Source organism: Actinosynnema mirum DSM 43827, from assembly GCF_000023245.1.
Lineage (GTDB): Bacteria > Actinomycetota > Actinomycetes > Mycobacteriales > Pseudonocardiaceae > Actinosynnema > Actinosynnema mirum.
Map to the genome: position 1 here is coordinate 2,090,344 of NC_013093.1, position 23,431 is coordinate 2,113,774.

The following is a 23,431-nucleotide window of genomic DNA, read 5'->3' on the forward strand; positions in this document are numbered from 1 at the left end:
CCGGGCGGTGGGGCAGGTGCGGTGGGGCAGATGTGGTGGGGCAGGCTGCGGGACAGCGGGTGGGGCGGGTGCTGCGCTTGCGGAAATTACCTGGTCATGCGGGTGCGGGCGGGCTGGTTCAGCGGATCAGGCCGTCCAGGTCGCCCAGCGCCTCGGACAGCGCGACCGGGTCGGCGGTCCCGAACCGGTGCACGCGCTCCCCCTCGGCCGTCGGCGAGTGGTCGGCGAGCCGCACCTCGGTGATCCGCTGCTCGTCCTGCGCCGGGTCGTGGTCGCGGTCCACGCCGGGGTCCAGGCCGACCACGACCGCGCGCCCGTCCGGGAGCGGTCGCCGCACCCGGTCGATCACCCCGCCGTTGCCCAGACCGTCGTGCTCCCAGCCCTTCCGCAGCAGCCCGAGCACCTTCCCGTGCGGTGCCACCCGGTCGTGGAACCTGACCAGCGCGGTCGCCCCGGCCTCCTCGGCGGTGAGCCGGTGCACCGGTCTGCCGAGCTGCGGGAACGGTTGCAGCACCTCGTAGTCGGCCAGCAGCTCCGCCCACGCCTCCAGGTCGTCGCCGAGCCCCATGGGGTGGGCCAGCGCCACCCGCTCGTCCGGGCCGAGGACAACAGGGCTCTCGTTCAGGTCGCCGAGCGTGCGGTCCTCGGCGAGCCGGAACGCCAGTCCCGACTCGGTGATCCACACCAGCCTGCGGGCCAGGTGCCACACCAGCGGGTGGTGCGCGAACAGCGCGGTGAACTCCTCCGCGCTCCAGGTCCGCCCCGCCAGCATCGCCTGCTCCAACCGGGCGATCTGCCCGACCGCCGCGGTGCGCACGTCCTTCTTCAGCGCCGCGAACCGCCGCTGCGCCTCGGGCGCGAGCACCCGGTCGTCCCGCGCGCCGGGCTTGGGCAGGGACTTGAGCCGCTTGCCGTCCGGACCGGTCACGTGCGGGGTGAGCTGCTCGTCGAACCCGACCGTGAACCGCCTCGGCCCGTAGTCCAGCACCAGCGAGCCCTCCGGGGACAGCCCGAAGTCCGGCACCAGCCGGTCGGCCAGCTGCTCCGGGGTCAGCCCCCGCGAGGTGGCCACCTCGTCCAGCCTGGCCTGCGCCCCGGTCCGCACGCCCTTGTGCCTGACCCGCCGCGCCAGGTCGCCCAGGTGCAGCAGCGCCACGTCCGTGCCGAGCCGCGCCAGCACGTCCAGCGCGGTCGCCGCCCGCGCGTGCCCGCCCTCGGCCGGCCACATCCGGATCAGCGGGCTCAGCTCGCGCACCACCTCGTCGTCACCGACCAGGCCGAGTCCGGTGAGCGCCCAGCCCTCCTTGGCGGGCATCCCCGACAACCGCCACAGCTCGAACACCTCCTGCGCGAACCGGGCCAGCGACGTCGGGTCGCACGCCCGCCGCACCTGATCGAGACCCGCGTACGGCTCGTCCGGCGTGGACAGCGCCAGCACCACCAGCACGTTCCGCGCGGCCCGCGGCGGAAGGGCCCGCTCCCCGCCGCGCAGCAGCAGCTGCGGCAGCGCGTCCTCGTCCAACCAGGCCGGGACCGCCGGGACCCTGGCGGGCAGCACGTCCAGCGGGTCCACCGCCAGCGCCGCTGCCACCACCGACGCGACCCGCTCACCCCGCTCGCGCGCGGCCGTCATCGCGTGCTCGGGGGTCTGCCGCAGCGCGTTCTCCGCAGCCCGCCGCCTGGCCCCGGCCGGACCGACCGCGACCGGCACCAGCAGCCGGGCCGCGACGAGCCCGTGCCGCTCCAACCAGCGCCGCGCCACCGGCCGCGCGGACCGCACCCGCACCAGCCAGTCCGCGACCAGCCCGGCCACCTCGGGCGTCGCGCACGGCAGCACCAGCTCCGCCAGCGTCGCGGGCCGCGCCCTGGCCAGCGCCAGCGCCTGCGGCAGCGCCTCCAGCCCGAACCGGGCGACCAGCGGCCTGCCCCACCGCTCCGCGCCCCTCGGGTCCGGCGTCCAGTCCGCCAGCAGCGGCCGGACCTCGTCCTCGGGGCCGCCCACGAACAGCGGCGGCTCCTCGTGCCTCCAGCGCAGCTCGCCCGCCCGGTAGTCCCGCACCAGGGCCGCCCACTCGGCCGGGGTCCGGACCCCGGCCCCCACCGCCGACCAGGTCTCGCGCTCACCCGGCTCCCACACCAGCGCGCGCCCGGCGGGCGGTTCCACCCCCGGCACGACCTCCGGCTCGGCGGGCCGCCGCTTCACCTCCCACGGCGGCGACACCAGCACCCGCGGCAGCTCGTCCACCCCGGCCTCGGGCACGCCGCGGTGCGCGGCCCGGACGCGCTCCAGCGCCGCGCGCACCCGCTCGGGAACCTCGGTCGGGTCCACGTCCCGGAACCGCACCACCAGCGCGCGCAGCAGCCGCGCGGCCTCGCTGGTCGACGGCCTGCCCGCGGTCTCGGCGTCCAGCAGCCGCAGCGCCCGCTCCGGGTCGCGCAGCGACAGCCCCATCAGCGCGGACCGCGCGTACCGCTGCTTGATCCGGGGCAGCAGGAACTGGAACGGCCCGTCCCCCGGCATCGACGCGATCACGTCGAGCACGGCCTCGTGCCCGCGCAGCGGCAGCTCCAGCAGCCGCTCCAGCACGGGCAGCAGGTCGTGACCCATGACGTCCAGCGCGGTGTGCAGCACCTCGGGCGTGGTCACGTGCCAGAGCACCCACTCCAGCCGCAGCAACCGCTGGAGCTGGTCGACCGCCCCGACCGACAGCAGCACGACCCGGCCGTCGGGGGAGTGCCGAGGACCGGCCAGGACCTCGGTGACGACCTCCTCCACCCAGGCGGCCTCGGTCGGCACCAGGTAGCTGACCGCCAGCCTGCCCACGGGGGAGCCCCGGAGCCCGGCCAGCGCGGCGACCACCTCGGCGTGCACGTCGTCCGGGCACACCGCGAGCAGCGACCGCACCAGGCGCCCGCCCACCACCCCGCGCGCCACCGCGTCCTGCGACACCCGCCTGCGCACCGCCCTGCGGGGCACGCCGTCCCCGTCCTGGTAGCGCAGGACCACGATCCCGGCCAGCTCCACCACCGCCTGGGCGGCGAACACCAGCCCGTGCGCGTCGACCCAGGCCGCCACCGGCCCGTCCAGGTCGGGCGTCGCCTCGTCCCCCAGCAGGCAGGCGACGACCGCCGCGCCCAGCGGGTTCCGGTCGCCGTCCAGGTGCGCGTTCGCGGCCTCGACCAGCTCGGGCGCGCTCCCGTTCACCCTGCTCGCCCAGGAGCCCTCGCTGGGAGCCGTGGCGTGCAGCGCCCAGCGCGCCTGCGGGGGCAGCTCCTCGCGCCGGTCCACCCGGCCCGCCGCCACGCCCCCCGCCGCCACGACCTCCGGGCGCGTCCGACCTCCCCGCCTGGGGTGCGCCTCCCCGCGCACGCCCGGCGGGAGCCGGAACTCCCCGATCACGCCCCCCGCAGTCCCCACTGCCGTCCTTCCCCAAGCCGCTCAACCGAATCCGCTCAACCGAATCCGGGTGAACCGTACGACGGGGGTCCGACAATTCCGGTTCCCCGGCGGACCGCGGCGGTCGGTCCACATCGGACGCGCGGCGCCCGACCGCTCAGCGGGCCAGTCCCAGCAGGTCCTCCACCACCTCGGACACCACCACCGGATCGGCCGTCCCGAACGGGCCCCGCTCGGCGATCCGCACCTCGGTGATCCGCTGCCCGGTCCCCACCGGGACGCGCCCGCGCGGCAGGGCCGGGTCCAGCCCGACCACGACCCCGCGCCCGTCCGGCAGCGCCCGCCGCACCCGCCCGATCGGACCGCCCAGCCCGCCCGCCTGGCTCCAGGGGCCCCGGTCGAGCAGCGCGACCACCTTCCCGTTCAGCACCGGGAAGTCCCGGAACCGGGCCAGTTCGTCCGCCCCGCCCTCCTCGGCGGTGAGCCGGTGCACGGCTCTGCCCAGCTGCGGGAACGGTTGCAGCACCTCGTAGTCGGCCAGCAGCTCCGCCCACGCCGCCAGGTCCGCGCCCAGCCGCAGCGGGTGGGCGATCGCCACCCGCTCGTCCGGGCCGAGGACGACGGGGCTCTCGTGCAGGTCGCCGAGCGTGCGGTCCTCGGCCAGCCGGAACGCCAGCCCCGCCTCGGTGGTCCACACCAGCCTGCGCCCCAGCGGCCACAGCAGCGGGTGGCCGGTGAACAGGCGGGTGAACTCCTCCACGCCCCACGTCCGGCCCGCCACCATCGCCCGCTCCAGCCGGGTGAGCTGCTCGGCGGCCGAGGTGCGCAGGTCCCTCTTCAACGCCGCGAACCGCTCGTGCGCCCGCGCGGCCAGCGCCGCGTCGTCCCGCGCGCCGGGCTTGGGCAGGGACTTGAGCCGCTTGCCGTCCGGCCCGGTCACGTGCGGCCTGAGCTGCTCGTCGAACCCGACCACGAACCGCCTCGGCCCGAAGTCCAGCTCCAGCGCGCCGTCCGGGGACAGCCCGAAGTCCGGCACGAGCCGGTCGGACAGCTCCTCGGCGCTGAGCCCGCGCGCGGTCGCGACCCCGTCCAGCTCCTGCCTCGCCCGCCCCCGCAACCACTTGTTCCGCAGCCGCCGCGAGGCGTCGTCCAGGCAGGTCAGCGCCACGTCCGTGCCGATCCGCGCCAGCACCGCCAGCCCGACGTCCGCCTTGGCGCTCCCGACCGGCCACGCCGCGAGCAGCGGGCCCAGCGCGCGCACCACCTGGTCGTCGCCGACCAGGGCCAGGCAGGTGAGCGCCCAGCGGTCCGGGTGCGGGGCCCCGGCCATCCGCCACTGGTCGAACACGGCCCAGGCGAACCGGGCCAACGACGCCGGGTCGCACGCCTCCCGCGCCTGCTCCAGCCCGGCGTGCGGGTCCTCCGGGGTGGACAGCGCCAGCACCACCAGCAGGTGCCGCACCGCCCCCTCCGGCAGCGCCGTCCGACCGCCGTCCCGCAGCACCTGCGGCAGCAGGTCGGGCTCCAGCCACGCGGGAACGGCGGGGACCCGGACCGGCAGCACGTCCAGCGGGTCCAGCGCCAGCGAGGCGGCCACGATCGCGGCCACCCGCTCGCCGTGCTCGCGCGCGGCCGTCAGCGCGTGCTCGGGGATCTGCCGCAGCGCGTGCTCCGCCGCCCGCCGCTCGGTCCCGGCGGGCCCGACCGCGACCGGCGCCAGCAGCCGGGCCGCGTCCACCCCGTGCCGCTCCAGCCAGCCCCGCGCGATCGGCCGCGCGTGCTTGAACCGCGACAGCCAGTCGGCCATCACCCCCGCGACCTCGGGGGTCGCGAACGGGGCCAGCAGCCCGCCCAGCGAGGTCGGCCGGACCTGCCCCAGCGCCAGGACCCGCGGCAGCACGTCCAGCCCGAACCGGGCGACCACCGGCCTGCCCCACTGCTCGGCGGCCCACGGCTCCGGGTTCCAGCGCGCCAGCAGCGGGCGCACCAGCTCCTCGGGGGCGCGCGCGAACAGCACCGAGCCGTGGTTGGTCGGGCGGCCGTCCGCGCAGGCGTCCGCCAGCGCCGTCCAGTCGGCCGGGTCCGGGCCCGTGCGGGGCTGCTTCGCCAACCAGCCCTCCCGCTCACCCGGCTCCCAGCGCAGGTGCGGCCGGACCAGCGGTTCCAGGCCCGCCACGACGACGGGCGCCTCGGCCTCCCGGCGCTCCCGCGCCCACGGCGGCGAGGTCAGCACGGGCGGCAGGCCCTCGGCGGGCGCGGCCCGGCGCGCGGCCCGCTCCCGCGCCAGCACGGCCCCGGCCGCCTCGGGCAGGTCGCGCACGTCCAGGTCGGCGAGCCCCACCACGAGGGAGCGCAGCACGATCGCCGCGTCCGAGGTGGCGGGCCCGATCTCGGCCTCGGCGGCCAGCAGGCGCAGCGCGCGCTCCGGGTCGCGCCCGGCCACCGCGCGGGCGAGCGGGCGGACCTCGCGCTGCCCGAGGCGGGGCAGCAGGACCGCGAAGGCGTCGTCACCCGGCAGCACCGCCAGGACCTCGGCGACGAGGTCGCGGGCGGGCTCGGGCAGCTCCGGCGTCCCGAGCAGCCGGTCCAGCGCGGGCAGCAGGTCGTGGCCCAGCACGTCCAGCGCGGTCCACAGGAACTCCGGGGTCGGCAGGCGCCGCACCACCCAGTCCAGGCCCAGCAGGCGGGTGAGCTGGTCGGCCGTGCCGAGCGCGGCCAGCACCGGGTCGCTGTCGGCGGAGTCGCGCGGGCCCCGCAGGACCTCGGCCACCACCTCCTCCGCCCACTCCCGCTCGGTCGGCACGAGGTAGCTGACCAGCAGCCTGCCCTGCGGGGTGTCCCGCGACCCGGCCAGCGCGGCGACCACCTCCGCGTGCACGGCGTCCGGGCACGCGGCGAGCAGCGTCCGCGCCCGCAGCGCCAGATCCCGCTCCTGCCAGCGGATCGCGCACGAACCCGGCCGGAGCTCGCGCAGGTGCCAGCCGTGGCCACCGCTGGGGGCCGGGCAGTGCACCGCCTCCACCCGCGCCAGCCCGGCGATCGCCCGCGCGGCGAACACCAGGTCGTGCGCCTCCACCCAGGCGTCCACGAGCCGCGGCACGCGCGGGTGCTCCTGGTTCGCCAGCAGCCGCAGCACGGCCGCGGCGCCCAGCGGCGTCGGCGAGCCGTCCAGGTGCGCCTCGGCGGCCCGGACCAGGTGCGGCAGGCTCCCGACCGGCCTGCGGGCCGAGTCGTCCCCGTCCCCGACGCCGGTGAGCGCCGCGCGCGACCCCTCGGACAGCTCCGCCCGGACGTCCACCCGGTCGGCCGCCGCGCCCCGCAGCGGAGCGGCGTCCACCCCGGTCCGACCGCCCCGCCTCGGGTGCACGTGACCCCGAGCCCCGTCGGGGAGCTCGAAGCCCCCGCCGCTGTCGCGCACCGCCGCCGTCCCCTGAAGCCGTCCGTCCCGAGTGGAGCGACCGTACGGCAGGGGGCCGACAGTTCAGCGGGTCCAGCCCCAGCGGGTCCAGCCCCAGCGGGTCCAGGCTCAGCGGGTCAGGCCGGCCAGGTCGCCCAGCACCTCGGACATCACCACCGGGTCGACCGTCCCGAACCGGTGCCTCTCCGCCCGCCACGACCCCGGCCCGTGGTCGGTGATCCACACCTCGGTGGTCTTCTGGTCGACGCCGGAGTGGTCGTACCCGAGCGGCACGCCGGGGTCCAGGCCGACCACGACCGCGCGCCCGTCCGGCAGCGGTCGCTGCACCCAGCCGATCGCACCGCCGTCCGACTGCTCCTGGTCCCAGCCCTTGTTCAGCAGCCCGAACACCTTCCCGGACGGCACCACGGCCCCCTGGAACCTGGTCAGCCGGAACGCCTCCGCCTCCTCGGCGGTGAGCCGGTGCACGGGCCTGCCGAGCTGCGGGAACGGTTGCAGCACCTCGTAGTCGGCCAGCAGCTCCGCCCACGCCTCCAGGTCGTCGCCGAGCCGCATCGGGTGGGCCAGCGCCACCCGCTCGCCCGCGCCCAGCTCCACCGGGTCCTCGTTCAGGTCGCCGAGCGTGCGGTCCTCGGCGAGCCGGAACGCCAGTCCCGACTCGGTGATCCACACCAGCCTGCGGGCCAGGTGCCACACCAGCGGGTGGTGCGCGAACAGCGCGGTGAACTCCTCCGCGCTCCACGACCGGCCCGCCAGCATCGCCTGCTCCAACCGGGCGATCTGCGCGGTCGCCGCGGTGCGCACGTCCTTCTTCAGCGCCGCGAACCGCCGGTGCGCCTCGGGGGCCAGCTCCGCGTCGTCGCGCGCGCCGGGCTTGGGCAGGGACTTGAGCCGCTTGCCGTCCGGACCGGTCACGTGCGGGGTGAGCTGCTCGTCGAACCCGACCGTGAACCGCCTCGGCCCGTAGTCCAGCTCCAGCGTGCCGTCCGGGGCCAGGTCGAACGTCGGCACCAGCCGGTCGGACAGCTCGTCGGAGGTCAGCCCCAGCGAGGTCGCGACCTCGGCCAGCTTCTCCTGCGCCCTGGTCCGCACGCCCTTGTGCCTGACCCGCCGCGCCACGTCGTCCAGGTGCACCAGCGCCACGTCCGTGCCCAGCCGCGCCAGCACGTCCAGCCCGAGCACCGCCCTGGCGTGCCCGCCCTCGGCGGGCCACGACCGCAGCTGCGGGCTCAGCGCGCGCACCACCTCGTCGTCGCCGACCAGGCCGAGGCAGGTGAGCGCCCACCCGTCCTTGGACGGCGTCCCGGCGAGCCGCCACTGGTCGAACACCGCCCAGGCGAACCGGGCCAGCGACGTCGGGTCGCACGCCCGCCGCACCTGCTCCAGCCCCGCGTACGGCTCGTCCGGAGTGGACATCGCCAGCGCCACCAGCAGGTTCCGCGCCGCCTCCTCCGGCAGCGCCGCCCGTCCGCCGCGCAGCAGCACCTGCGGCAGCAGGTCCGGGTCCAGCCAGGACGGGACGGCCGGGATCCTCACCGGCAGCACGTCCAGCGGGTCCATCGCCAGCGACGCGGCCACGATCGCGGCGACCTGCTCGCCGTGCTCGCGCGCGGCGGTCATGGCGTGCTCGGGGATCTGCCGCAGCGCGTTCTCGGCCGCCCGCCGAGCGGTCCCGGCCGGGCCGACCGCCACCGGCGCCAGGAACCGGGCCGCGTCCACCCCGTGCCGCTCCAACCAGCGCCGCGCCACCGGCCGCGCGGACCGCACCCGCACCAACCAGTCCGCGACCAGCGCCGCGACCTCGGGAGCCGCGTACGGCAGCACCAGCTCCGCCAGCGCGCCCGGCCGGGACCTGGCCAGCGCCACGACCTGCGGCAGCACGTCCAGCCCGAACCGGGCGATCAGCGGCCTGCCCCACCGCTCCGCCGCCCACGGGTCCGGCTTCCAGTCCGCCAGCAGCGGTCGGACCAGGCGCTCGGCGGCGTGCAGGAACATCGCCGGGTGGTCGTAGTGCGAGCGCAGCCGACCGGCGACGTAGGCCCGCACCGTCGCCTCCCAGTCCGGGAAGCGGCGCGGGCGGAAGTGCTCCGAGCGCCACGCCTCGAACTCGCCCGGCTCCCACACCAGCCCCGGCGCGGCCAGCGGTTCCAGGCCCTTCACGACCTTCGGCCTCGCGGCCCTCCTGCGCTCCTTCGCCCACGGCGGCGAGGTCAGCACGGGCGGCGCGCCCTCGGCGGACGCGGGAACGGCCCGGTGCGCGGCCCGCTCCCGCTCCAGCACGGTCCTGGTCGCCTCGGGCAGGCCGCTCACGTCCAGGTCGGCGAACTTGACCGCGACGGCGCGCAGCACCTTCGCCACGTCCGAGGTCGCCGGCCTGCCCACGGCCGCGGCGGCCAGCAGCCGCAGCGCCCGCTCCGGGTCGCGCGCGGCCATCGAGTGCGCGGCCAGGCGCACCGGGCGCAGCGCGAACCGGGGGAGCAGCAGCGCGAACGCCTCGTCACCGGGCAGCTCCGCCAGCACCTCCAGCGCGTGGCCGTGCTCCTGCGCGGACAGCTGCTCGACGTCGAGCAGGCGGCCCAGCACGGGCAGCACGCCGTGGCCCAGCGCGTCCAGCGCGGTCCACAGCACCTCGGGGGACGGCAGGTACCACATCACCCAGCCGAGGGACATCAGGCGGATCAGCTGGTCGGCCTCGCCCACCGAGGTCAGCAGCAGGAAGCTGTCCGAGGAGTACATCGGGCCGCCGAGGGTCTCGGTGACCACCTCGTCCGCCCACCCCCGCTCGCCGGGGACCAGGTAGCTGACCGCCAGCCTGCCCTGCGCGGTGTCCCGCGACCGCGCCAGCGCCGCGACCACCTCGGCGTGCTCCGCCTCGGGGCACACCGCGAGCAGCTCGCGCGCCCGCCGCATCAGCGCGATCTCCTCCGGGGGGACGCTCCGCGCGGTCGGCGCGCGGTGGCGCAGGGTCCAGCGGGGCTTGTAGCTGTCGGAGAGCTTGTGGAGCACCACCTCCACCCGCGCCAGCTCGGCGACCGCCCGCGCCGCGAACACCAGCCCGTGCGCCGCCACCCAGGCGTCCACGACCCCGGACGCGCGCGGGTGCTCCTGGTGCAGCAGCAGCCGCAGCACGGCCGCCGCGCCCAGCGGGGTGGGGGAGCCGTCGAGGTGGGCGTTCGCGGCGGCGGCCAGCTCGGGCTCGCTGCCGTTCGCCTTGGCCGCGCCGGGCGCGGTGGTCGAGTCGGTCGTCACGAGCGACCAGCGCGCGCCGCTGGACAGCTCGCCGCGCACGTCGGCCCGGTCGACCGCCGCGTCCGGCCGCACCACCACCTCGGGGCGGGTGCGCCCGCCGCGTCTCACGTGCACGTGAGCGCGCTTGGCCGAGGGGATCTGGAACTCCCCGGACTCGTCCCCCGTGGTGCGCACTGCGGTCCTCCCGAAGCGGTCCGTCCGAATCGCGGCGAACCGTACGACGGGGGTCCGACAGTTCCGGTTCCCCGCAGCTCAGGCGGGCTCCGGTCAGTCCACGCAGGACCCGCGCCCCCGCCGCCGCGTCCTGACGGCGGGGGCGCGGGAGACCCGTCAGGTCGCCTCGGCGACGATCTCCGGACCGACTTCCAGCTCCACGCCCGCCGCCCGCGCGCACACCTGCGCGACCTCGTGCGCCACCCGCTCCCACGGGTAGCGCACCCGCACCCGGTCCGCGCCCGCGATGCCGTACGCGTCCCGGCGCGCGTCGTCCACCAGCAGCGACCGCAGCACCCCGACCAGGGCCTTCCGGTCGCGCGGCGGCACCAGCACGCCGGTCACCCCGTCCACCACGGTGTCCGCGAGCCCGCCCACCGCCGTCGCCACGACCGGGACGCCGCAGGCCATCGCCTCCAGCGCCACCAGCCCGAAGTCCGCGGCCCACGGCACGTGCACCACCGCGTCGGCGGAGCGCAGCAGCGCGGGCACCTCCTCGCGCCGCACCCGGCCGGGCAGCCGCACTCGGTTGGCCACGCCCAGCTCGGCGGCGCGGGCCCGAGCCCGGTCGATGCCGCGCGCGTCCCCGCCGAGCACCACCAGCTCCGCCTCGGGCAGCGACCGCAGCGCCCACAGCAGGTCCTCGGTCCCGCGCTCCGGGGCCAGGTCGTTCACCGCCACCAGCCGCTGCGGGGCCCAGCGCGGCGCGACGGGGCCCTCCGGGTCGAACCGGGCGCGGTCCACCCCGGACGGCACCACGGAGATCCGCCGCCTCGGCACGCCCAGCCTCGCCAGCTCGGCCAGCTCGGCCGCGCTCGACGCGATCACCGCCGCGGCCTCCTTGCCCACCAGGCGCTCGGTGTTCGCCCGCTGCGGGTCGGAGCCGGGGTCGGCGAGGGTGTGGAAGCTCTGCACCACGGGCGTTTCCGTGCGGCGGGCGCCCAGGAGCGCGGCCAGCCCGGAGGTCCAGCCGTGGGCGTGCACGACGTCGGGCGCGTCGTCCTGCCAGCGGCGGGCCAGCGCGCGGGCGAAGTCGCCGAGGTGCGCGGACGGGTCGGCCGCCCGGCGGGCCGCCGCCGACAGCTCCACCACCTCGTAACCGCGCGCCCGCGTGGCCTCCCGACCGGCCTCGCCCGACGTGTGCACCACGACCTCGTGGCCCGCCGAGGCGAGCGCGGCGGCCAGTTCCGCCACGTGCACCCGCAGCGCGCCGCCACTTCCGGCGTGCAGGGGGTTGGCTGATTCGGACACCAGGGCGATCTTCACGGGTGCACCTCTCGGTTGCCGGTCGACTAGCGAGCCCGGCTGGGCAGAGAGGAACCACGAAGAAGACGACAGCCCTCACCCAACCGGTGAAACGGCTGCTGGGCTGAACCGTCCGCAACCCAACCGTAACCGAACGGCCGTCCGGTGCAACTCGCACACGGGTGTGATGACGCACGGTTGCGATCACCGCTGGACGGGGTAACCCGCGCGCACCACACGGAGGGAGCGACGCATGACCAGCGCAGGCATGACCGCCGCCGAGCTGCACACCTCGATCGCCACCGCTGCCGAGGCCGGGGTGGTGGTGGACGGCGCCGAGTCGGGCGAGCTGCCCACCGGGCTCCCCGCGCACCTGGGCGGCCGGGGCGGCGGGTGGGCGCCCGAGGACCTGTACGCCGCGGCCCTCGCCTCCTGCCTGCACCAGACCGTCGTGCGGATGGCCGCGAGCGGCGGGCACAGCACCACCGGGAGCTCGGTGAGCGCGGCCGTGGGGCTGCGGCACGACGGGGCGGAGCGGCTGGACTTCGAGGTGCGGTTCAAGGTCGAGCTGCCCGGTGTCGCGGACGAGGCGGCGCGGCGGGACCTGGTCGACCTGTCGGTCTCGCACTGCCCGATGGTGGGCGGCTGGCCGGTCGACGTCGCGTGATCCCCGTCCGACGGGCGGGTGTCACCCGGTAGGGAACCGGAGCGGCGCGGGCGCTGTGTTCTTCAACGGCACCGCGCCACTCCGGCCGAACCACCAGGGGTGATCCTCACCGCGATCGAACGCGCGCACGCGGCACCAGCGTGGTACCCGACAACCCCTGCGGCCAATCACCGGATCGGCGAGATTCCCGCTCGGGATCAGCGGTGCGGCTGCTCGCCCGCCTGGCCCTCGCCGAACTGCTCCGGTCCGGGGTAGACGCCCCTGGCCCGCTCGACGGCGGTCGTCGCGATCCCGAGCGCCGCCATGCCGAGGCCGAGCGCCAGGTGCAGCAGGTTGTCGGCGGCGTTGAACGGCACGAAGTTCGCCGCGCTGGCCTCGTGCACCGCCGACCCGAACAGCCACAGCACCAGGTACGCGCCACCGCCCACGACCAGGTAGGCCCTGGACGCGCCCCGGTTCGCCGCCGCCGCGACGCCCGCCGCGCCGAACAGCAGGTGCACCGCGTTGTGCAGCACCGACACCTGGAAGACGCCGAGCAGCATGGCGGTCGAGTGGGCGCCCGCGAACGCGAGCTCCGAGTAGCCGGTGGTGATGCCGGGGATGAAGCCGAGCACGCCGACCAGCAGGAACACCGCGCCCACCCCCAGCGCGACGGCCTGGCCGGGGCCTCGGCCGCCCAGGCCGGGACGCTTGCCGGGGCCCACCTGCGCCTTGGCCCTGGCCCGCGCGGCCCGCGCGCGCAGGGTGTCGGCGCGGGCCGGGGGCGGGCCGGAGGCGCCGGTCGACGCCGGGGAGCCGGTGCGCGCGGCGCCGGTGATGGTGGGGTGGTCCGGGCGCCCGGCGTTCGCGTGCGACGCGCTCGTCCCGGTGGTGCCAGCCCCGATCGTGTCAGCGCCTGCCGCGTTCGCGCCTGCCTCGGTCGTGCCCGCCCCGGTTTCAGCCCCGATCGTGCTCGACCCGATCGCGCCCGCCTCGGCCGCGTCAGCCGACGCCCGCGCCCCGTCCGGTCCCTCCCGGTGCTGCCGGGGCACGTCCACGTCCTGCGGCGGCACGACCCCCGCCCGCTCCTCCCGCCGCGCCCGGCTCGTCCCCGTGCCCGCCCGCGCACCGCCCGCGCGACGTCCGCCTTCCCGGCGCCCGTCCTCGTGGGACCCGTCCTCTTCCGGCATGGCCCGACCTCCTCGCCCGTCGTGAAGTCCGATCCCCGCCGCGTACCCGGCCTGGACGAGCGGAAACGGCCGTTCAGCCGACCGTGACGACCCCGGCGGGTGACCTCGTGCAGCGCACCTCCCGGTTCGCGGTCGCCGCCGCGCCGGTCAGGCACTCGCCCAGCACGCCGTGCCCGGCCGCCGACGGGTGCCACGACTCCTGGCACGTCTGGAACAGGTCCACGCAGGTGCGCGCGATCCGCTGGATGTCGATCTTGTCCTTGCCCGCCAGGTCGGTCACCGGCACCCCGCTCGGCCCGTCCTGCAACCGGATCGGCGTGGCCAGCGCGCCCGCCGGGCCCGCGTCGGTCTCGCACAGCCGCGCCCCGTCGAACGCCCGCTGCACGTCCAGCAGCACCAGGTCCGCGCCCGGCCGCTCGGCGGACAGGGTGGCGTGCACGTCCCGCACCAGCGCGCCCAGGCCCGCCGAGAACGCGTGGCCGGGGGACAGGCTCGCCCGGTGGATCGGGCAGCCCGCCGCGTACCGCTCCGCGCCCAGCGCCCGGAACTTGTCCCTGGTGTCGTCGCGGCCGTCCTCCGAGTGGTAGCGGGCGGCCAGGTCGGTGGGCAGCGGGTTCGTGTAGTCCTGGAGCACCACCCGGTGCCTGCCGTCCGCGTCGACCTCGTCGAGCACGTCCAGCACCTGCCGCACGGCCGCGACCGTCTCGGCCGTGGCGGCGGCCAGCTGCGCCGGGGTGGCCAGGTCGGCCGGGTAGCAGGGCTGCTGCGGCACGTCGCCCGCCCAGAACTCCCACCAGCCGGTCCAGGCGTCCGCGATGAACCGGTTCGCGCACAGCTCGGCGACCTGGCCGAAGGTGAACGAGCTGTTGTTGGAGCCGAGGCCGATCAGCACCAGGTCGACGTCGCCGGTGCGGGCGGTGGCGCGCAGCTGGTCGAGCTGGGAGGCGACGGAGCGGCCGTTCGGGCGGGACGCGGACGGCGCGGCGACGTCCTGGGGCCTGCCGCCGGAGCAGGCCAGGTTTACCCGCTGGGTGATGCCGGGGAGGTCGGCCCGGAACAGGGAGGCGTTCGCGGAGCGGTGGCAGAAGAACGCGTTGCCGTTCGGCGCGGACCACCCGGGAAAGGTCTGCGGGGTTCCGCTCAGGTCGGTGACGGGGAGGTAGTCGCCCGCGCCCTCGCCGCTCACGAAGCTGTCGCCGAGCGCGACCGCGGTGGGGGGCAGCGCTGCGGGCTGGGCCGCTAGCGGCGGGACTAAAGCGCAGGTCAGCAGGACTGCGAGCGTGGCGGCCAGCGGGCCGGTCCGGCGGAGGCGCACGGGGATCTCCTCGGGGCGGAAAAGGGCATTCCGGAATGATCCGAGCACGATTCCGGTTCGGCGGTCAAGGAAGTCGGCGGGTTTTCGGGAAAGCCCTTTCGGTGGTTTTCCCGAGGGTGGTGAGGGTTTTCCCGGAGGCTTTCGAAGGGTGTTCGACGGGGGTGGCGGCGCGGGTCGGGCGGTCCGATGCGGTGTTGCTGATACGGCAAAAAACTTTGCCGATCGCGCACGGCGGGGCGCACAGTCGTCGGCATGGAGAACACGGGTGGGACGCAGGAGCACGACGTCGTGGTCATCGGCGGCGGGGCCGCCGGGCTGAGCGGGGCGGTGGCGCTGGCGAGGTCGCGCCGCAGCGTCCTGGTGATCGACTCGGGGGCGCCGCGCAACGCGCCCGCCGAGCACATGCACAACTTCCTCTCCCGCGACGGGCTCCCGCCGCGCGAGCTGCTCGCGCTCGGCCGCGACGAGGTCGTCTCGTACGGCGGGCGGATCGTGTCCGGGCGGGTCGGCGCGGTCGAGCGGGACGGCGACGGGTTCCTGGTGCGGGCCTCCTCGGGCGTGGTGCGGGCGCGGAAGGTGCTGGTCGCCACCGGCCTCGTGGACGAGCTGCCCGAGGTGCCGGGGCTGCGCGAGCGGTGGGGTCGGGACGTGCTGCACTGCCCGTTCTGCCACGGCTGGGAGGTGCGCGACCAGCGCATCGGCGTGCTGGCGACCGGGCCCATGGCGGCGCACCAGGTGATGCTGTTCCGGCAGCTCAGCGACCGGGTGGTGCTGCTGCGGCACACCGGGCCCGCGCTGGGCGAGCTGGCCGAGGAGCAGCTGCGGGCGCGCGGGGTCGAGACCGTCGACGGGGTCGTGGAGCAGGTCGTGAGCGTCGCAGACCGGCTCGTCGGGGTGCGGCTGGCCGGTGACCGGGACGTGGCGCTGGACGCGCTCGTCGTCGCCCCGAGGTTCGTGGCGCGGGCCGACTTCCTCGCCCCGCTCGGGCTGCACCCGGTGGACGAGGTGCGGGACGGGCACGTGATCGGCTCGGCGGTGCCGTCCGGCCCTGCCGGGGCCACGGCGGTGCCGGGCGTGCGGATCGCCGGGAACGTCACCGACCTGTCCGGGCAGGTCATCACCTCGGCGGCGGCCGGGCTGATGGCGGGCGCGGCGCTGAACGGGGAGCTGGTGAACGACGAGACGGCGGCGGCCGTGGCGGCGCTGCGCGAGCCGTTCTCGCACGAGGCGGAGCGCAGGCTGGCCGCGGTCGTCGCGGGCGGACGTCGGCACGGGCTGTGACCGGGTGTGGTGGGGGTCCGACCGGTCGCCGGACCCCCACCAGGGTCAGCCGGTGGATCAGATGTCGCGGAAGGTGCTGATCTCCGCGCCCAGCTGGTTGAGCCGCTCGGCCAGCTGCTCGTAACCCCGGTTGATCACGTACACGTTGCGCAGCACCGACGTGCCCTTCGCGGCCAGCATCGCCAGCAGCACCACGACGGCCGGGCGCAGCGCGGGCGGGCAGATCACCTCGGCGCCGGACCAGTGCGTGGGGCCCTCGACGTACACCCGGTGCGGGTCCATCAGGGTGACCTTCGCGCCGAGCTTGGTCAGCTCGGTCAGGTACAGCGCGCGGTTCTCGTACACCCAGTCGTGGATCAGGGTCGAGCCCTGCGCCACGGCCGCGATCAGCGCGAAGAACGGCAGGTTGTCGATGTTCAGGCCGGGGAACGGCATCGGGTGGATCTTGTCGATGGGCGCGTGCAGCGCGGACGGGCGCACGACCAGGTCGACCAGGCGGGTGCGGCCGTTGGCGGCCGGGTACTCGTCGGTGCGGTCGTAGTCCAGGCCCATCTCCTCCAGCAGCGCCAGCTCGATCTCCAGGAACTCGATCGGCACGCGCTGGATGGTGATCTCGGAGGAGGTGACGATCGCGGCGGAGATCAGGCTCATCGCCTCGATCGGGTCCTCGGAGGGGGCGTAGTCGATGTCCTGGTCGACCGCGCCGACGCCGTGCACGGTCAGCGTCGTGGTGCCCACGCCCTCGATGCGCACGCCCAGCTCGGTCAGGAAGAAGCACAGGTCCTGGACCATGTAGTTCGGGCTGGCGTTGCGGATGACCGTCGTGCCCTCGTGGCGGGCCGCCGCCATGAGCGCGTTCTCGGTCACCGTGTCACCCCGCTCGGTGAGCACGATCGGGCGCTTGGGGGCGGTGCGGTCCACCTCGGCGTGGTAGCTGCCCGCGGCGGCCTTGACCTCCAGCCCGAACGGGCGCAGCGCCACCATGTGCGGCTCGACCGTGCGCGACCCGAGCGCGCAGCCGCCTGCGTAGGGCAGCTCGAAGCGCTCCTCGTGGTGCAGGAGGGGGCCGAGCAGCATGATGATGCTGCGGGTGCGGCGGGCCGCGTCGACGTTGATGCCCGCGAGGTCCAGCCGCTTCGGCGGGATGATCTCCAGGTCGTTGTCGTCGTTCAGCCAGCGGGTGCGGACGCCGATGCTGCCGAGGACCTCGAGGATGCGGTTGACCTCCTCGATGCGGGCGAGCTTGCGCAGGACCGTGCGACCGGAGTTCAGCAGCGACGCGCAGAGCAGGGCGACGCCCGCGTTCTTGCTGGTCTTGACGCTGATGGTGCCGGAGAGGCGACGGCCGCCGGTCACCCGCAGGTGGGTGGGGGCGGGCTGACCGATGGAGACGATCCCGGAGTCGAGGGCCTCGCTGATCCGGGAGAGCATCTCCAGGCTCAGGTTCTGGCCGCCCTGCTCGATGCGGTTGATCGCGCTCTGGCTGGTCGACACCGCGGTGGCGAGCTGGGCCTGGCTCCACCCGCGCTGCCTGCGGGAGGCGCGGATGAGCCCGCCGACGCGGGTGAGGTAGTCGCGGTCAAGATCCTTGGTCACGGGAGGACGCTATCTCACATGTGAGATAGCCGTGGGGGCGGTGGGGGTTTGGTGAGGAGGGTCGCATGTCACCGGATGGTGTAACGGGCTTCGCTCGGCGGGGTGAGGGTGGTTCACCCGCGCGGGGCGGGTGGGGTGGCCTAGCGTCGGGGACGTCCGTGCCTTCGCCGTCCGGGAGGCGGTGCGGTGGCGTCGATCGGGGAGGTCGCCGACCGGCTGGCTCTGGTCGTGGAGCTGGTGGGGCGCTGCCGGGACGCCTTGGCGGCGGCGCGGGTACTGGTTCGGGAGGCGCGCGCCGGGCTGGCGGAGGCGCTTGAGGGCGCGGCCGGGCTGGAGGGCGACGCGGCGCGGGCGCTGGACGCGTTCGCGGGCGTGGCGGACGGCGTCCGGGACGAGCTGGGGCCGCTGCTGGACGGGATCGCGGCGCGGCTGGAGGCCGTGCGGGCGGCCCTGCTGGGCGAAGGGGGAGGAGCGGGTGACGACGAGCCTCCGGCCGTCCCGTGGGACCGGGTCGAGCGGCTGCGCCGCGAACTGCCGCCACCCGTGGTCCCCAACACGGGGCAGAAGACGCACGGCCGGTGGATCGGGCCCGACGGGCAGGCGCGGCCGATCGTCAGCGGGCGCGACGACAAGTCGGTCCTGGTGAACCCCCTGCTGCGGGGGAAGGGCGCGCCAGGGCCCACGCGGCGCGACAGCGACGTCGAGATGAAACTGGCCGCCCACATGGCTGCCAGAGGAATCCGCCACGCCACCGTGGTCATCAACAACACGCCCTGCCGGGGCCCGCTGAGGTGCGACACCCTGGTGCCGATCCTGCTTCCCGAAGGGAGCACACTCACCGTGCACGGGATCAACGAGAACGGGACGCGCACCCGGATCCGCTACACCGGAGGGGCACGGCCTTGGTGGAGCTGACTGCTTGGTACGACCAGGGGCAGGACGACGGCGAGATCGTGTCCACCCCCGATGACCTGGACCGGGTGCTGGACGTCCTGGCCGGTCGGGAGGGGCGGCTCCTGCTGGACCTGCACCTCGCGGGCGATCCCGGCGGCCCGTCGCTGGAGGTGGGGGTGAACTCCGCCGGACAGCTGGGTTCGCTCAACTACACCAAGGGCTGGGAGGAGAACTGGCTCAGCACGAGTTCACCGGAATCGCCCCAGCCGCACGAGGAGCACATCCTCTACTACTACATGATGTCCGACACCGAGTACCCCGCCGACTGCGAGATCCCGCTCGACGTCGTGCGCCGAGCCGCGCACGAGTTCATGCGCACCGGTGGCGAGCGGCCGACCGAGCCGCGGTGGCGCGCGCTGCCCGACTGGATGACGTGAGCGCCGAAGCCGCGCCCGGTGCCCCGGACGCGGCCTCTCGCCGCCCGCCCCGGCTCACCCGGCCCAGGCCAGCAGCCCTCGGTTGTGCTGCGGGTCCCGCAGGAACCGCAGCGACTCCTTCTCCAGCTGCCTGATCCGCTCGCGCGTGAGCCCCAGCTCCTCCGCGACCTCCTGCAGCGTGTGCACCCGGCCGTCGGTCAGCCCGTACCGCCTGCTCACGATCAGCGCCTGCCGCGCGGGCAGCGTCTCGACCAGCGCCCGCAGCTCCGACGAGAACGCCGCCTGCTCCACCGCGTCGTACGCGCTCGCCGCGTCCGCGTCCTCGATCAGGTCGGCCACCGAGGCGCTCCCCTCGTCGCCGACCGGCGTCTCCAGGCTGATCGTGGCCCGCCCGGCGTCGCGCAGCTCGGCCACGCGCGGCGCGCGCAGGCCCGTCGCCCCGGCCAGCTCCTCGACCGTCGGCTCGCGGTCCAGCTCGGCGCGCAGCTTGCGCTCCGCCTTCTTGATCTTCGACAGCTCCTCGACCACGTGCACCGGCAGGCGCACCGTCCTGGTCTGCTCGGCCAGCCCGCGCTCGATCGCCTGCCTGATCCACCAGATGGCGTACGTGGAGAACTTGTACCCCTTGCTGTAGTCGAACTTCTCGACCGCGCGGATCAGCCCGAGATTGCCCTCCTGGACCACGTCCAGCAGCGGCAGCCCCCGGAACGAGTGCTTCTTCGCCACCGACACCACCAGGCGCAGGTTGGCCCGGATCATGTGGTCCTTGGCGTCCCGGCCGTCCGCGACCACCTGGTTCAGGGCGCGGCGGCGCGCGGGCGTGGGGGCGGTGTCGGCGAGCAGGTGCTCGGCGTACACGCCCGCCTCGATGCGCCTGGACAGCACGACCTCCTCCGCCGCGGTGAGCAGCGGCGTCGAGCCGACCTGGCGCAGGTACTGGCCGAACAGGTCGGCGTCGGCGGCCTGCTCCGACGCTCGGCGACGGCTCTGGTCGGCGTTGGGCTTCGTCAGCGGCATGACCGTCTCCCTGTCTGGTCGCACCCCGCGCGCGGGCGCTGGTGGCGCTCGGCGCGCGGAGGTCACGGTTGGGCGCCCGATCTGGGCAACCACGGTGTCAACGCACCTGCCGTGGCGCTCATTCCACGTCAGGTTCCGTCTTCCGGGTGCAATCCCGGACCGTGGTCCGGGTTGGGGATGGGCGCGATCGGCGTGGGGCTCAGCGAGGACTCGTCCTCCCCCTCCTCCAGGAGCGTGGCGGCTGCCCCGATGATGCGCAGGTCGGGATCTCCGACGGCCTCCCTGTCCTTGTCCGCGTAGTCGTACCTGGCGAGGACGCTGCGCATCGCCTCGATCCTGGCCCGCTTCTTGTCGTTGCTCTTGACCACCGTCCAGGGGGAATACCCCGTGTCGGTCGCGCGGAACATCGCGACCTTCGCCTCGGTGTACGCGTCCCACCGGTCCAGCGACTCCAGGTCGTTGGCGCTGAGCTTCCACTGGCGCACCGGGTCGACCTGGCGGATGAGGAAGCGGGTGCGCTGCTCGGCGCGCGAGACCGAGAACCAGAGCTTCACGAGCAGCACGCCGTCGTCGACGAGCATCCGCTCGAACTGCGGCACCTGCCGAAGGAACCGCTCGTAGTCCTCGTCGGAGCAGTACCCCATCACGCGCTCGACGCCCGCGCGGTTGTACCAGGAGCGGTCGAAGAGCACCATCTCACCGGCGGTGGGCAGGTGGTTGACGTAGCGCTGGAAGTACCACTCGCCCTGCTCGCGGTCGGTGGGCTTGCCCAGCGCGACCACGCGCGCGCCGCGCGGGTTGAGGTGCTCGGTGAACCGCTTGATCGTCCCGCCCTTGCCCGCCGCGTCGCGCCCCTCGAAGAGCACGACCATCCGCTGGCCGGTGTCCTTGATCCAGTACTGGAGCTTGAGCAGTTCGATCTGCAGCAACCGCTTCTGCAGCTCGTACCGCGCCCGGTCCAGCCGCTCCCGGTACGGGTAGTTCTCCCGCCAGGTGTCGACCTCGGAGCCGTCGGCGCGCAGGAGGACCGGGTCGTCGCCGTCCTCGTAGTCCACGACGAGCTCTTCCTCCAGCTCGGGGAAGAGGGATTTCGCGCGAGCAGACTGGGCAATCACACGTTCAGGTGTACCCGCTGGCGGGGTCGGAAAAACGGCTGAAGTTTTTTCGCGAAGAGGTGTGGGAGCGCGCCCAGCGGGGCATCCTCGGCTCAGCAAGCAGTACGACGACGAAGCGCGCCGCACCATCCGTTACGGCGCGGCGGCTGATTGAAAGGAAGCAGCACAGTGGGCATCCTGGGTTGGATCGTTCTGGGTCTCATCGCCGGCGCCATCGCCAAGGCCGTCATGCCCGGTAGGGACCCCGGTGGCATCATCGTGACCATGCTTCTCGGCGTCGTCGGCGCCATCCTGGGCGGGTTCATCGGCAGTGCGCTGTTCGGCACCGGCATCGGCAGCTTCTTCGACCTGAGCACCTGGCTCCTGGCCATTCTCGGCTCGCTGATCGTGCTCGCCATCTACCACGTGGTGACCAGCCGCGGTCGCCGCGTCCACGGGTAACACCCGACGCAATCCTCCTAAAGACCCCGCCCGGTGTGGCGGGGTCTTTTGGTGTGCGCTGGGCGGGTGGGGTGGAATTGTTAATTCGGGGGGTTCGGTTTAAGTCGGAAGGGTGAACTTCCGGGGGTTGGTGCGCGGGGGCGTGAGAACGGTGGGGCGCCCGGTGACCAGGAGGTTCCCCTGGTGGTGCGCGCTGTCCTGGCCGCGGTCGTCGCCAACGGCGGGCAGGCGCCCCTCGACTGCCCCGATCTGCACGTCATCGCCCAGCGCGACCACCCCCAGTCGTAGCGAACCGCCCCCGGAACCACTGACCGGGGGCGGTTCTCCTTGCGCACGTGGGCGCGGTCGGGGGCGCGCGCCACGTGGGGTCTCCATCAGGGCCTCCCCGCCGAGCCCCTGGGTCCTACCTCAGTACCAGCTCTCCTCGGCGTTCCACGCCAGCGTCCCGTCCTCCACCATCGCCACGAACTCCGCCGCCCCCGGCGCCAGGTCCCGCCCGCCGACCACCACCAGCGGGTTCGCCGGGCGTTCCAGGTCGAACGCCAGCCAGCCGTCCGACCCGAGCTCGCCGACCACCAACCCCGGCCGCACCTCCCGGATCTCCTCCGGCCCGTACAGCCTCAGGTACTCGCCCGACGGCCGCAGCCCCCGCCGCAGCCACGACGCCCCGCCCAGGTAGTCGACCCACGCGGCGGGCAGTCCGGCCACCCCGGAGGCGTCCACGCCCGACCGGTACTCCGCCTCCACCTCGATCCGCCCCACCACGTGCCGGTTGAACTCCTCCAGCTCCTCCGCGGGAACCCAGTGCTCGTCGATGCCGCTCCCGCCCGCCGACTGCACCGGGTACTTCGCCAGGAACTCCCCCTCCACCGCGAACCGGGTCACGTACCCGACCCCCTCCGCGCCCGAGGCGTTCCACTCGCGAGCGATCCTGGTCGCGTACTCCCGGTTCACCACGGGGTAGAAGATCGGCTGTTCCGGCAGCCGGGGCGGCCACTCCCGCCACCCCGAACCGGCCACCAGGTCCAGCTCGGCCTGCCCGGTGGGCCGCCACAGCACGACATCGTCCATTCGTGGGAACTTAATCGCCCACGCGGGGCCGGGGAATCCGGCGTCCCTCCCCCGTGGCGCAGACGACCTCGCAGCGGGTCAGGTCGTAGTGGGCGTGCGCGAACTCGCCGGTCGGCAGGTGCCACACCGACAGCACCCGCCTCGGCCGCATCCGGTCGCTGTCCAGGAACCAGCCGTCGTCCACCGCCGCCGACCACCTGGTCCGCACCAGCCCCTCGGGCAGCTCCGCGCACCGGTCGTTGGAGGTGAACTCCCGCACCGCGCCGCGCTCGTCCACCACGACCCGCGCCCGCACCGAGCGCCCGCCGCCGGCCAGCACCAGGTCGAACGCCTCGTCGGACACCGGCTTCCACAGCACGTCCAGCGACAGCAGCATGGACGGCGCGAGCAGCACCGCGTCGCACAGGAACGCCACCAGCTCGTTCGCCTCGTGCTCCGGCCCGCTCTCCCGCGCCACCGTGAACACCCGCAGCGCCGTCGACCTGCGCTCCACGTGCCCGCCCCTGAGCACGTCCGTGGTCTGCACGAGCCTGCCGACCTTGTTCTCCACGACCCGGCTCAGATCCTCCGCGCTGCTGCGCTGGTGCGTGCGGCACGGCGTCCAGTGCTGGTCGGGCCGCTGCCTGCGCCACCCGTTCAAGTGAGCCTCGAACCCGACGTCGAGCGGGCGGTCGAGCACGCCGGTGAACTCCAGGTAGCGCTGGGCGGGTGACGGCAGGTGGGCGATGTCGGCTGCGGTGACCGCCGGCTGGGTCGCTGTGCTCTGCATGGTCGTACCTCCACCACCCAGGGTGCCGCTGGGCCGAACGGGCGGTCAGAGACCAAGGGGCCCCGTTCGGCGGGACCTTCGGCCGCAGGCGCGGGAGCTGCGGTCTCGCAGAATCCTGTGTCGCGAACCACGGAAAA

At 75.0% G+C, this 23,431-nt stretch carries 16 protein-coding genes; 5 read left to right on the forward strand and 11 right to left on the reverse strand.

Going from position 1 to position 23,431, the window contains the following annotated elements:
* Positions 1-118: 118 nt before the first annotated feature.
* From AMIR_RS42645 to AMIR_RS09485, 4 genes are all read right to left on the reverse strand, one after another.
* Positions 119-3,418, reverse strand: coding sequence for a DUF4132 domain-containing protein (locus AMIR_RS42645; RefSeq protein WP_015800725.1), 3,300 nt, complete (start codon positions 3,416-3,418; stop codon positions 119-121).
* A 136-nt stretch (positions 3,419-3,554) separates the two neighbouring features.
* On the reverse strand, positions 3,555-6,815 hold the full coding sequence (locus AMIR_RS09475; protein WP_015800726.1) for a DUF4132 domain-containing protein: 3,261 nt from the start codon (positions 6,813-6,815) through the stop codon (positions 3,555-3,557).
* A gap of 108 nt (positions 6,816-6,923) precedes the next feature.
* Positions 6,924-10,238 (reverse strand): DUF4132 domain-containing protein, encoded by a 3,315-nt coding sequence (locus tag AMIR_RS09480; protein WP_015800727.1) that lies wholly within the window; start codon positions 10,236-10,238, stop codon positions 6,924-6,926.
* A gap of 156 nt (positions 10,239-10,394) precedes the next feature.
* A complete protein-coding gene (locus AMIR_RS09485; RefSeq protein ID WP_015800728.1) occupies positions 10,395-11,543 on the reverse strand; it encodes a glycosyltransferase in 1,149 nt (382 codons plus the stop codon).
* Positions 11,544-11,775: 232 nt separating this feature from the next.
* Here AMIR_RS09485 and AMIR_RS35425 point away from each other — a divergent pair, with 232 nt between their 5' ends.
* On the forward strand, positions 11,776-12,189 hold the full coding sequence (locus AMIR_RS35425) for an OsmC family protein (protein ID WP_015800729.1): 414 nt from the start codon (positions 11,776-11,778) through the stop codon (positions 12,187-12,189).
* Between the two features lie 197 nt (positions 12,190-12,386).
* Here the strand turns inward: AMIR_RS35425 and AMIR_RS09495 are convergent, their stop codons facing one another.
* Positions 12,387-12,869 (reverse strand): DUF4383 domain-containing protein, encoded by a 483-nt coding sequence (locus AMIR_RS09495; protein ID WP_041837533.1) that lies wholly within the window; start codon positions 12,867-12,869, stop codon positions 12,387-12,389.
* A 562-nt stretch (positions 12,870-13,431) separates the two neighbouring features.
* Entirely contained in the window at positions 13,432-14,673 is a 1,242-nt protein-coding gene (locus tag AMIR_RS09500) for an SGNH/GDSL hydrolase family protein (RefSeq protein ID WP_015800731.1), read from the reverse strand.
* A gap of 252 nt (positions 14,674-14,925) precedes the next feature.
* Here AMIR_RS09500 and AMIR_RS09505 point away from each other — a divergent pair, with 252 nt between their 5' ends.
* Positions 14,926-15,954 (forward strand): NAD(P)/FAD-dependent oxidoreductase, encoded by a 1,029-nt coding sequence (locus AMIR_RS09505; protein ID WP_015800732.1) that lies wholly within the window; start codon positions 14,926-14,928, stop codon positions 15,952-15,954.
* A 57-nt stretch (positions 15,955-16,011) separates the two neighbouring features.
* On the opposite strand, the gene AMIR_RS09510 is transcribed toward AMIR_RS09505, so the two are convergent.
* Positions 16,012-17,550, reverse strand: a complete 1,539-nt coding sequence (locus AMIR_RS09510; RefSeq protein ID WP_015800733.1) for a UDP-N-acetylglucosamine 1-carboxyvinyltransferase — start codon at positions 17,548-17,550, stop codon at positions 16,012-16,014.
* Between the two features lie 186 nt (positions 17,551-17,736).
* On the opposite strand from AMIR_RS09510, the gene AMIR_RS35430 reads away from it, so the two are divergent.
* Positions 17,737-18,465 (forward strand): DddA-like double-stranded DNA deaminase toxin, encoded by a 729-nt coding sequence (locus tag AMIR_RS35430; RefSeq protein WP_015800734.1) that lies wholly within the window; start codon positions 17,737-17,739, stop codon positions 18,463-18,465.
* A complete protein-coding gene (locus AMIR_RS09520) occupies positions 18,456-18,881 on the forward strand; it encodes an Imm1 family immunity protein (RefSeq protein ID WP_041836673.1) in 426 nt (141 codons plus the stop codon). The genes AMIR_RS35430 and AMIR_RS09520 overlap by 10 nt, the downstream gene beginning before the upstream one ends.
* 54 nt (positions 18,882-18,935) lie before the next feature.
* On the opposite strand, the gene AMIR_RS09525 is transcribed toward AMIR_RS09520, so the two are convergent.
* The gene (locus AMIR_RS09525; protein WP_015800736.1) at positions 18,936-19,898 is read right to left on the reverse strand and encodes a sigma-70 family RNA polymerase sigma factor; all 963 of its coding nucleotides are present in this window, start codon (positions 19,896-19,898) and stop codon (positions 18,936-18,938) included.
* Positions 19,899-20,026: 128 nt separating this feature from the next.
* Positions 20,027-20,953, reverse strand: a complete 927-nt coding sequence (gene ppk2, locus AMIR_RS09530; protein ID WP_222840717.1) for a polyphosphate kinase 2 — start codon at positions 20,951-20,953, stop codon at positions 20,027-20,029.
* A gap of 228 nt (positions 20,954-21,181) precedes the next feature.
* On the opposite strand from ppk2, the gene AMIR_RS09535 reads away from it, so the two are divergent.
* Positions 21,182-21,454: a GlsB/YeaQ/YmgE family stress response membrane protein gene (locus AMIR_RS09535; protein ID WP_015800738.1), complete on the forward strand. Its 273-nt coding sequence runs from the start codon at positions 21,182-21,184 to the stop codon at positions 21,452-21,454.
* Positions 21,455-21,862: 408 nt separating this feature from the next.
* Here AMIR_RS09535 and AMIR_RS40915 read toward each other — a convergent pair whose 3' ends face one another.
* Together AMIR_RS40915 and AMIR_RS09545 are read right to left on the reverse strand one after the other, a co-directional pair.
* A complete protein-coding gene (locus AMIR_RS40915) occupies positions 21,863-22,525 on the reverse strand; it encodes a hypothetical protein (RefSeq protein ID WP_015800740.1) in 663 nt (220 codons plus the stop codon).
* Positions 22,526-22,535: 10 nt separating this feature from the next.
* Positions 22,536-23,294 (reverse strand): DUF6544 family protein, encoded by a 759-nt coding sequence (locus AMIR_RS09545; protein WP_015800741.1) that lies wholly within the window; start codon positions 23,292-23,294, stop codon positions 22,536-22,538.
* Positions 23,295-23,431 lie beyond the last annotated feature (137 nt).